The organism is Desulfonatronospira sp., assembly GCA_003563255.1.
GTDB lineage: Bacteria > Desulfobacterota > Desulfovibrionia > Desulfovibrionales > Desulfonatronovibrionaceae > Desulfonatronospira.
Genome location: PWSL01000255.1, coordinates 1 through 10,670 on the forward strand (window position 1 = coordinate 1; position 10,670 = coordinate 10,670).

The following is a 10,670-nucleotide window of genomic DNA, read 5'->3' on the forward strand; positions in this document are numbered from 1 at the left end:
CTCAATTGGGGACAGGCACCCCCGCACTTATTTTTATTGAAAATGATCTTGGTTTTATTGGAAAAAATAAGTGCGGGGAGAGCCAGTCCCCGGAGGTAAATAAATAAGTTTCGCTGTAGTGTTAGTGTGCCTCTTCAAAGGCCTCTTTGAGATACATCATGGTCAACATGAAGAAAACAAAGGCCTGAATGGTCTTAAGAAGTAAAAAGAGTATGAATATGGGCAAGGAACCAAGTATAGGAGCCAGGATAAACATTACGGCTATGGTGATCTCCTCGGCTCTGATATTTCCAAACAAACGCAGTGCCAGTGAGAGCGGCCGTGCCAGGTGGCTGACAATCTCAATGGGTAGCATTATAGGCGCAAACCACCAGTAGGGCCCCATGAACTTCTTGATATACTTGGCACCATGAATCCTGATGCCCCAGTAATTATAGTAAACAAAAACAAACAGGGCCATGCACGCAGTAGTGTTGATGTTGGCGGTGGCGGCGTCAATACTGGGTACCAGCCCGGAAATATTGAGCACCCAGATATAGATGAGCAGGGTGAAAAGCACCGGAAAAACCTTTCTGCCCGGCTCTCCCATGTTGGCAACCACGAAGTCCTCGATAGCCTTGATCAGGAATTCAAAAAAATTCTGCACTCCCCTGGGCACCAGGGTCATCCTGCGGGTGGCCATCCAGCCCACCAGGACCAGGATGACGATGAAAAACCAGGAATAGAGGACATGCTGCGGGATGTTCAGCCCCAGGGCCTGAAAAAATTCTCTTAAAAACATCCATTGATATAAGTCTTCCATTGATTAAGCCTCCTTGAATTTTTGACCGACCAGGGTTATGCCGAAAATAAAAACATTCAACAGTATAATACTCAGCCCAATAAGCAGGGCGAATATATTTGCGTTCCAGAACACTATGGCCACGTACAGAATGATTCCGGTGACTATAAGCCGGGTGTAAAAGCTGAACAGAAGAGGAATCGTGGCACCCTTGGGGATATATACCAGTTCCTGGGCCAGCCTGGCCAGGAAATAAAAATTGAAGCTTCCCACCGCCGCCCCTATGACAAAGCCGATTATCCAGGGAAGAGGAAAAAACAGGATGAACACAATTGTCCCCAGGACCGAGAGATAAAGCTGATTGCGCACCAGAAAGCGCACCTTTGGGAGCACAAGGCCCCGTTTGTAAAGAAAATTCTCAACCCAGACGTTCATCTTCTTCCTGTTCCTTTTTTTTCTCGGTCTCCTGAATCTTTTTGACTTCCACGTACATGTTTTTAAAACCGGCTGCAATCCCAAAAAGCAGGAAGGCAAGCAGAAACCAGGGCTCTGTGCCCAGCCATCTGTCCAGAAAATAACCTATGAGCAAACCTACGAAAGTGCAGGTAACCAGGTGAATCCCCAGCAGGGATGCCTTCCAGTAACCTTCTCCCATGCCGGATTTTTTTTTGGATCTAAATATCATACCGCCAGAATCTCCGCCTGATGCACTGAATCGTTCATTCGTTCACAATGACCTCTTACTAGCATATGATTTGAGGATACGTCAATGTAATATTTTGCACTATCTATTTTTTTCTAAGATTTTTTCACCCTCCTCCCTGTGACCCCCTGCTACAGGGGGCTGCCTTGCAAAAAGGCCTGGCCCTGACTATACATGTCGTTGACCGCTTCACACAACTGCGGAACTTTTCCATAAATCTCCGGGGACCGTCTCTCCCCGAACTGATTTTTTTCAGATATCCTGGAGCCTTTCTGTCATCTGGAGAGTGAAAAATTATCAGATAATTGTTAACACTACAGCGGAACTTATAATTGACCTCCGGGGACTGGCTCTTCCGGGACCCGCCTGCCCAGAAAATGAGTCATATTGAGCACAAAATGATGCTCAAGCGGGTCCCGGAGTGCCTGTCCCCTGCTTTCCTTAAAAACGCTAAACTGTGGCACGGGGACTGGCTCTTCCGGGACCCGCCTGTCCCAGCAAATGAGTCATGTTGAGCACAAAATAATGCTCAAGCGGGTCCCGGAGTGCCTGTCCCCTGCTTTCCTTAAAAACACTAAACTGTGGCACGGGGACTGGCTCTTCCGGGACCCGCCTGCCCAGAAAATGAGTCATATTGAGCACAAAATGATGCTCAAGCGGGTCCCGGAGTGCCTGTCCCCTGCTTTCCTTAAAAACGCTAAACAGATAACACAGATAAAAAAAACATCAAGTATTTCCAGAGGGATATATGACCAAAAAACACATGGTGCCGGCATCCAGGCTCTGCGTCAGGCTTGCATCCTCAAAAATACCCTTCAGTCACACCGGAGGGACCGCCGCCCGGAGGCATAAGGAGCAGGTATTCCAGCAAAGGGCCTTTGATGCCATGGAACTGGCCGTATCCATCAAGCGCCCTGGCTACAACGTCTACCTCTCAGGAGAACAGGGCCTGGGCCGCAACCAGTTCATACTGGACTTTCTGGGCCCCAGGGCCGCAAAAATGCCCACTCCAGGCGACTGGATATACGTCAACAATCTTCAGGACCCAGACAATCCCCTTGCCATCAGCCTGCCCCCCGGCAGCGCCAGGGATTTTCGCCGGGAATTGCAGACTGCGGTCAAAAAAATCCGCGAATCCATTCCCGCCGGCTTTGAGCAGGATTTTTATATCCGCAAGCACGGCGATCTTATCAAGGAATACAACGAGACCCGGGAAAACCTGCTTTCCCGAATGGAGCACAAGGCCCACAAAAGCGGGTTCAGTTTAAGCGTAGACGAGAACGGTTCCCTCAGCCTGTATCCCCTGGTGGAAGGCAAGGCCATGGACCCGGAAGAATTTGAAAAGCTGGGTCCGGAGGTCAAAAAAGACCTGATGCAGCAGAGCAACCGCATCATGGAGGCCCTGCTGGGCCTTTCCAGGCAGATAAGCAGAAAAGAGCAGGACCTTAAGGAAAACGAACGTAAACTGGACCAGGAGGTGGCCGGCTCCAGAATTGACGCCTGCCTCAAAAAAATTCGACAGAAATACGCCGACTACCCCAGGCTCATGGAGTACATGGACAACATCAAGCAGGATCTTTTGGAGAATGTGGAGCATTTCAAGCCCAGAGAACAGCCTTCAGAAGGTTCCGTTGAACAGCAGTCGGCCGGACAGGATGTATGCCTTTCCCGTTACGGGGTGAATATCCTGGTGGAACATTCCCCCCACAAGGGAGCACCTGTTCTGGTGGAGGACAATCCCAATTACTTCAATCTGCTGGGCTGTATTGAACGTGAAACAGAGATGGGGGCCTATTATACCGATTTCACCCTTATCAAAGCCGGGAGCCTGCATAAGGCCAATGGCGGCTTCCTGATCATCAGGGCAGAGGACATCCTCTCCCAGCCTCAGGCCTGGGAAGGCCTCCTGCGCTGCCTGCGCTCCGGCAGGGCCGAGATAGACGACCCGGCGGACCAGTATGAAATGGTGCGCACCAGAACCATCCGCCCTGAGACCATCGGCCTGGATATCAAGATTATCCTTTTGGGGTCGGATGAAATGTACGAACTGCTGCTGGAAGCGGACGAAAGATTCGGCAAGCTTTTCAAAATCAAAGCCCACTTGAGGGAAAGCATCTCCAGGACCCCGGCGACCATTAAAAACCACAGCCTGGTGCTGGCCGGCATAGCCCGCAACAATTCCCTGAGCCATTTCACCCGGGAGGCCGTGGCCGCCCTGGTGGATCACTCCTCGCGCCTGGCCGGGGATCAGCAGAAGCTTTCTCTGAAGTACTCTCATCTGGCGGATCTCATGATGGAAGCCGACGCTTTCGCCCGCATCAACGGCGGAGACAAAGTTGAGGCGGACTCTGTTTACAGAGCCCTTGAGGCCCGCAAGTACCGCCTGAACCTCTACGAAGACGAATTCTTGTCCGAATACGAGCGAGAGGCCATCAGGGTCCAGACCAAAGGTTATGCTGTGGGCCGGGCCAACGGGCTCTCGGTGAGCATGTACGGGGACTACATCCTGGCCCTGCCCCACCAGATCTCCTGCACCACCGGTGTGGGACACGGCGGAATAATGGATCTGGAGCGCGAGGCCGAACTGGGGGGACCGATACATACCAAGGGCATGATGATCATCAAGGGCTACCTGCAGAACCTGTTCGCCCAGGACAAGCCCCTGGTCTTATCCGGCAGCCTCTGCTTCGAGCAGAGCTACGCCCACATCGACGGGGATTCAGCCTCCGGGGCCGAACTGGCGGCACTGCTCTCGGCCCTGTCCGGAGTACCCATAAACCTGTCCCACGCCTTTACCGGTGCCATCAGCCAGTCCGGGGCCGTAATGGCGGTGGGCGAGGTCACCCGCAAGATCGAGGGATATTTTGAGCTCTGCAGGCGCAAGGGGTTGACAGGTGAACAGGGCGTCATAATCCCCAGAGATAATCTGGCCCACCTTATGCTGAGTGAAGAGGTCATTCAGGCTGTCAGGCAAAACATGTTTCACGTGCATGCCGTCCTGCATATAGAAGAAGCCATGGAAATCCTCACCGGGGTCCGGGCCGGTAAAAAGCTGACCAACGGTAAATTTTCACCTGGATCCATCTACCGCCTGGCCGACGAGAGCCTGCAGCATCTGGCCCACCTGGCGGACAAAAAGGTCCCCGGAAAAAGGCGAAAGAAATAAAAGGCTTGGCCTGTTCTGAGTATCGGTTACTTCATCTGGTAAGGATCTGTCACGATATAAGTGTTATATTTGTCTTATAAGGACAAGCCGGGGACAGGCACTTTTGCCGAACTCAAACCGTAAAATGGCTGGGCTCTCGGCGGCAAAAGAGCCAGTCCCCTTCTAGTTCAAAATGTCGCTGTAGTGACAGTAAGACTGTAAAATAGATTTTTTGCTGTCGCATCATTACTTATTGCTCCACCCTCATTTCTATCCTGAAAAACAGGGCATACAGCACAGGTGCCACCAGAAGGGTCAAGACCGTGGCAAAGGTCAGGCCGCAGATAATGGCTATGGCCATGGACAACCAGAAAATATCTAATAAAAGCGGGGTCATGCCCATTACAGTGGACAGAGTGGCCATCATAACCGGCCGGAGCCTGCTGACGCTGGCATCGATGAGTCCCTGGTAGGGTTCCTGCCCTGAATCCAGGTTGGTATCTATGCGGTCCAGAAGGACCACCACGTTTTTAATCAGCATGCCTGACAGGCTCAGGGTACCCAGAAGGGCCATAAATCCAAAGGGCTGACTTGTAGCCAGAAGTCCCAGGGTGACTCCTATCATTGCCAGGGGCAGGACCATGGCGATTATCAGCGGCTGACGCAGGGTGCTGAAAAGCCCCACCACTGCCAGGGACATCAGCAGAAAACTAAATGGCACCCCGGACATGACTTCCCTTTGGGAGTCCCTGGATTTCTCGTATTCCCCTCCCCACTGCATCCTGTACCCCGGGGGAAGCTCAATGGCCTCGATATCGCTTCGGATGCGCTCCATCAGGGCCTGACCACCTCCTGTATCCGCCTCGCACTGGGCAGTGATGGTCTTCTGCCTGTCGCGTCTTATGATCACCCCGTCTTCCCAGACCAGGCCCGCCCCGGAGACCACCTGCCCCAGGGGGGTGCCCCTGGTTTCCTGCATAGCCCGGACATCCAGGGCAAAGATATCCTCCAGGCGTTTTCTGGACTCTTCGGGTGGACGCAGGATTACTGGCAGCATCCGGTCCCCTTCCCGGTAAAGTCCCACCTGGAGTCCGTCAAAATTGAGCTTCACCGCCCTGGCGGTATCCTCCCGGGTCACACCATAGCGGATTCCCCTGGACTGAGAGTATTCCAGCCTCTGGGTCTTGACCATCTGACGCCAGTCGCTGCGCACTTCCCTGGAATCATGGTCCCTGTTCATGATTTCCTCGGCCTGGCGGGCCAGGTCCCGCAAGATATGCGCCTCGGGGCCGCTGAAGCGCACCTCCACGGAAAACTCCACCGGCGGCCCCATGGGAAACTTGCGTACTCTGGGCTGGGCATAAGGATAATGCTTTTCCAGATAGTCCCGGACAAACCCTTTGACTTCATCCAGGTCCGAAGCCCGGTACAGGTTGATCACCACCTGCCCGAAAGCCGGATTGGCCATCTTGGGCTCCATGGCCAGGTAAAACCTGGGAGCGCCTTCCCCGATAAAGGAAGTGACGCTCTGTACACCGGGATGTTCCTGGATATCCTTTTCCAGCTCTTTCAAATCCTGCGAGGTGGACTCTATGCGTGATCCCTCAGGCAGCCAGTAGTCAAGTTTCAGCTGAGGTCTGGTTGATGGCGGGAAAAAGGTCTTGTCCACAAAATGAAACCCGATTAAAGCCAGTACGAAAAGCAGGGCCATGCCGGCCAGGAGACTTTTTTTCCTGCGCATGCAGCCATGCAGGAGCCTGCGGTAAAACCTGTACATCCTGCCGGCATAAGGGTCTTCCAGGACCAGCCCTTCTTTTTTGCCCCGGCCCAGAAACATGTGGCACCAGAGCGGTGTCAGGGTCATGGCCAGTATCCAGCTGGACAGAAGGGAAATCGCTATCACCAGGAAAAGCCCCCGGGTGTACTCTCCGGTATCGTCTCCAGCCAGCACTATGGGCATGAATGCAAAAACCGCCACCAGGGTGGCTCCAAGAAGGGGCCACCCGGTTTCCCGGACGCTCTCCACTGCTGCCTGCAGCCTGTTGGTCCCGGTCTGGATTTTTACCAGCATGTTCTCGGTGACCACTATGGCATTATCCACGATCATTCCCAGGGAAATGATCAATGCCCCCAGGGAGACCCTGTCCATGTCCATGTCCAGGGCCAGCATCAGGGTAAAGGTCACCAGGATTGTCAAAAGCAGGCCGCTGCCGATGATAAGACCGCTCCTGATGCCCATGAATATCAGGAGCAGCAGTATAACAATGGTCACCGCCTGCAAAAGGTTCAGCATAAAGGTGTTTATCGCCTCGGTGACTTTATCTGCCTGAAAGGCCACGAAATGGGCCTGGACCCCCACCGGCAGCCTGTTTTGCAGTTCCTGCAGGGTGTCCTGGACCTCCTGGCCCATGTGCACTACGTTGCCCCCGGACACGGTGGAGACGCCGATGGCCAGGGCCTTCTGTCCGTCATGGCGGATAAGGCTGGCAGGAGGATCCTGATAGCCCCGGCGGACCTCGGCGATATCTCCCAGGTGGATCATGCTCTCCATTTCAGGGTGAGAAGCATACCCCAGCACCAGGTCCGAGATGTCCTGCACCGATTCAAACTCCCCTCCCAGGACAAAACGCACCCGCTCCCTGCCCAGGTCCGCTCCTCCAGCATCTGCGGCCATGCTGCTGCTTTCCATGAGGGCCAGGACCTGGTTCATGGAAAGTCCCAGTTCGGCCAGGCGCGAACGGGATATATCCACAAAAACAGTTTCCTGCTGCTCCCCCCATATCTCCACCCTGGCCACCTCATCAGCCAGAAGCAGTTCTTTCTGGATTATCTCGGCATAGTCCAGCAGTTCTCTATAGGTATAGTCCTGTCCTGTCAGGGCGATGAGCACCCCGTATACATCCCCGAAATCATCAATAATCTCCGGGTCGCCGGCTCCCGGGGGCAGCTTGGGACGGACGTCGGCAATCCTGTGCCTGAGGCGGTCCCAATGCTGCGGGACCTCTTTTGCAGGGATGTCTTCTTTCATGTGCACGTGGGTAATGGAAACCCCCGGGCGGGATTCGGTCTGGACGTAATCCAGCTGGTCCATGCGCATGACCGCTTTTTCAATGCGGTCTGAGACCTCGTTTTCAACCTCAGTAGGGGAGGCACCGGGATAGGGAGTGATTATTACCGCTGTTTTGATGGTGAATTCAGGATCTTCCAGCTTGCCCATGCTGAAGTAGGCAATCACGCCGGAGATAGTCAGCACCAGGGTAAGAAAGAGAAAAAAACTCTTTTTTTGAATGGCCAGTTCTGCAATATTCATGATTGGATGGCAGGCGGGGATTATTCCAGAGGTCTTACTTTCTGATCTTCATGAACGAAATGGGCCCCGGCAGTCACCACCAGGTCCCCGGGGCCGAGACCGGAAAGCACCTGCACCCCGGAGGAACCCAGCTCCCCGGTGCGCACATCCCTGGACTGCACCCTGGAAGTCCCGGGATCATAAACCCATACCCGGTCTTTGCCCCCGTTGCCTGGAATAAGGGCTGTCTCGGGGATGAATACCAGGAAATCCTCGTCCGGTCCGGGGGCGGCAAGGCTGATATGCACCTGGGCGGCCATTGAGGGCAGAGCCAGGATATCATCCGGCACCACCAGCATTGCTGTTGCTGAATAACTTAATTGCCTGGCATCGGTAGAGACCTCCTTTAAACTGGCCGGTAGAGGAAATCCCGGGTAAGCATCCAGGACGCAGAAGATTTGGGTGATGTCCTGTTTGCGCACAACCATCTGTTCCGGCAGGCCGAACTCCACTTCCAGCCGGGTCAGGTCCTGCAGGGTGACTACCGGCTGGCCTGCTGAAATGTTTTCATGGTTTTCAACGTGTTTTTCTGCAATGTAACCTGCAAAAGGAGCCCGCAGCACTGAGTCCTCCAGGGCGCTTATGGCCTCTTCCAGGGCCGCCTCCAGGGAGTCTATCCTGGACTCCATGGCCTGAATGTCCTCGTCCCTGGCCCCTGTCAGCGCCTTTTGAAGCTCCATTTCCAGGTGTCTCTTATGACCCAGGGCTTCATCCAGGGCGGTCTCGGCCTGGTCCAGTTCCGCCCTGGCCACAGCTCCCTGCTGATAAAGATCTTTATGCCGGCTGTACTGCAGCCTGCGCTCTCTGACCGCGGAACTGGCGGCCTCAAGCTCAGCCTCCAGTGATACGACATCCTCGGTCCTGGCTCCTTGCTGCATGGCTTTCAGGTTAGCCACGGCTTCCCCCAGGCTGCCCTGAAGATTTTGAACCTCCAGCCTGAAGTCCCTGGGATCCAGCCTGGCCATAACCTGGCCCTGCTCCACGAATTCTCCTTTATCCACTTTCAGGGTCTGCAACTGGTTGGAAACCCTGAAGGAAACCCGGGTTTCACGGTGCGGCCGGACCTTGCCCGGAAATACCCGTTGAAGGCCGGGAGCAGGCTCACTGACCTGCATAAGTTTTACCGGCCTGAACTGTTCCCGGGGCTTTTCCTCTTCCTGCACCGCACACCCGCAGCCCCAACAGGCTATGAAAAAAATCAGGAATGTAGTGCATAGGGGCACAGCCCATCTAAGCATCTAAAGCCTCTCCTTAAAATATGTGATTTCTGAATTAATTACTGCGGGTCAACACTGCAGCACCCCGCAACAACCGTAGTCCAGGCGGAGCGCAACAGGCGGCCTGCTGAAATCAGTTGGCATTCAGGCCGATATTCTTTTCTCCCATGGCCCGGTAGATGGAGGCCACGGCCTTTAGAAAATCGGATTCAGCGCTGATAAGCCTGGCCTCGGCTGCAGTCAGGTTGGCCTGGGCATCCAGTACATCGGTACTTGTCCCCACCTGGGCCTCGTACCTGGCCTGGGCCATGCGGTAACTCTCCCTGGCCTCCTCCAGTCCCTGCCTGGCAACCTTGATTCTCTGGCGGCTTTCCTGGATGAGCAGATAATCGGACTTGACTTCAAAAGAGACTTGCAGCAGCAGGTCCTCGTACTCGGAAACCAGTTGCCTGGTCTGCTGCCTGGCCTCTTCCCGGGCGTAATATGTCCTGCCCCATTCAAACAGTTTCCACTGCATCTGCACTCCGGCCCTCCACTCGCTTCTGTCCTGCATGGCAGAGCCGCTTACAGTGGGGTCGTCCCCGCGGCGGAAGATATCAAAGCTGGCCCCCACGTGGGGGTACATGTCACTGGCGGTAATGCGCTTGTCCTTGAGGGCCATCTGGATGCTCTTGTCGGCGATGATGATATCGGGTCGGTTTTGCAGGGCCTTGTCCCTGGACTGTTCCAGGTCCAAAGTATAAGGCACAAACTCCAGACGGCCTTCGTATTCGACCTCTTTATACCGGGGCAGCCCCAGCAGCATGTCCAGCCTGGATTCCAGTGTATCCACCTGGTTCCGGGAGGAAATCAGGTCCTGCTCGGCCTCGGAAACGTCCACCTGGGCCTGCAGCACTTCCAGTTTTGGAGCCAGGCCCACATCATAAAAAGACCGGCTCACGTCCAGGTGGGAATTAAGCCTGGCCAGCGAATCCTCTGCCACCCGGACATTTTCCCGGGCTGCGAGCAAATCCAGAAATGAGGTCTGGATCTCCAGGATAAGATCCAGTTCTGCACGGCTTAACTGGGACTTGGACTGCTCATGGGCCAGTCTGGCCTTTTCGAAGTTGCTTAGCAGGCTGAACCCTGTAAAAAGAGGCTGGTGCACGTTGATGTTCAGTTCCCAAACGTCACGGCTGCCATGCCTGGTATCACGTTCTATCCTGCCGGTATCGGGATCGAAACCCTCAGGGACCTGAGTCGAGGGTCTGTCATCCAGCCTGGTATAGCCATAAGAGGTGCTCAGGCTTGGACCGAATGCGCCTCTGGCCGATTTTGTACCGTATTCCCGGCCCTTGACCTGTTCTCTCACGGCCTGCAGGGACTGGTTGCGCTCCAGGCCCATCCTGACTGCTTCTTCCAGGTTTAAAACCGTTGGGCCTTCAGCCCGGGCGTTACCCACAGGTAAAGACACCAACATAACCATAATCATAATC

Annotated in this window: 7 protein-coding genes; 1 reads left to right on the forward strand and 6 read right to left on the reverse strand. The window is 54.5% G+C overall.

Going from position 1 to position 10,670, the window contains the following annotated elements:
• Nucleotides 1–121: 121 nt before the first annotated feature.
• Genes atpB through QZP87_RS07450 form a run of 3 tightly spaced genes read right to left on the reverse strand, consistent with a single transcriptional unit; the run spans nucleotide 122 to nucleotide 1,466 of the window.
• On the reverse strand, nucleotides 122–802 hold the full coding sequence (atpB, locus tag QZP87_RS07440) for a F0F1 ATP synthase subunit A (RefSeq protein WP_291322289.1): 681 nt from the start codon (nucleotides 800–802) through the stop codon (nucleotides 122–124).
• A 3-nt stretch (nucleotides 803–805) separates the two neighbouring features.
• Nucleotides 806–1,216 (reverse strand): ATP synthase subunit I, encoded by a 411-nt coding sequence (locus QZP87_RS07445; RefSeq protein WP_291322290.1) that lies wholly within the window; start codon nucleotides 1,214–1,216, stop codon nucleotides 806–808.
• Nucleotides 1,200–1,466 (reverse strand): AtpZ/AtpI family protein, encoded by a 267-nt coding sequence (locus QZP87_RS07450; protein WP_291322291.1) that lies wholly within the window; start codon nucleotides 1,464–1,466, stop codon nucleotides 1,200–1,202. Before QZP87_RS07450 ends, QZP87_RS07445 begins: the two co-directional genes overlap by 17 nt.
• A gap of 766 nt (nucleotides 1,467–2,232) precedes the next feature.
• Between QZP87_RS07450 and QZP87_RS07455 the strand changes: the two genes are divergently transcribed.
• Nucleotides 2,233–4,650, forward strand: a complete 2,418-nt coding sequence (locus tag QZP87_RS07455) for an ATP-binding protein (RefSeq protein ID WP_291322292.1) — start codon at nucleotides 2,233–2,235, stop codon at nucleotides 4,648–4,650.
• Between the two features lie 229 nt (nucleotides 4,651–4,879).
• Here the strand turns inward: QZP87_RS07455 and QZP87_RS07460 are convergent, their stop codons facing one another.
• From QZP87_RS07460 to QZP87_RS07470, 3 genes are all read right to left on the reverse strand, one after another.
• Nucleotides 4,880–7,939, reverse strand: coding sequence for an efflux RND transporter permease subunit (locus QZP87_RS07460; protein ID WP_291322293.1), 3,060 nt, complete (start codon nucleotides 7,937–7,939; stop codon nucleotides 4,880–4,882).
• A gap of 20 nt (nucleotides 7,940–7,959) precedes the next feature.
• Nucleotides 7,960–9,216: an efflux RND transporter periplasmic adaptor subunit gene (locus QZP87_RS07465; protein ID WP_291322294.1), complete on the reverse strand. Its 1,257-nt coding sequence runs from the start codon at nucleotides 9,214–9,216 to the stop codon at nucleotides 7,960–7,962.
• 112 nt (nucleotides 9,217–9,328) lie between these two features.
• Nucleotides 9,329–10,670, reverse strand: a 1,342-nt coding sequence (locus tag QZP87_RS07470) for a TolC family protein (protein WP_291322295.1), incomplete at its 5' end; no start/stop codon positions are given.

Bases quoted from the DNA above. Each gene is read 5' to 3' on its own strand.
- atpB (WP_291322289.1), bottom strand. From the start codon at position 802: ATGGAAGACTTATATCAATGGATGTTTTTAAGAGAATTTTTTCAGGCC.
- QZP87_RS07445 (WP_291322290.1), bottom strand. From the start codon at position 1,216: ATGAACGTCTGGGTTGAGAATTTTCTTTACAAACGGGGCCTTGTGCTC.
- QZP87_RS07450 (WP_291322291.1), bottom strand. From the start codon at position 1,466: ATGATATTTAGATCCAAAAAAAAATCCGGCATGGGAGAAGGTTACTGG.
- QZP87_RS07455 (WP_291322292.1), top strand. From the start codon at position 2,233: ATGACCAAAAAACACATGGTGCCGGCATCCAGGCTCTGCGTCAGGCTT.
- QZP87_RS07460 (WP_291322293.1), bottom strand. From the start codon at position 7,939: ATGAATATTGCAGAACTGGCCATTCAAAAAAAGAGTTTTTTTCTCTTT.
- QZP87_RS07465 (WP_291322294.1), bottom strand. From the start codon at position 9,216: ATGCTTAGATGGGCTGTGCCCCTATGCACTACATTCCTGATTTTTTTC.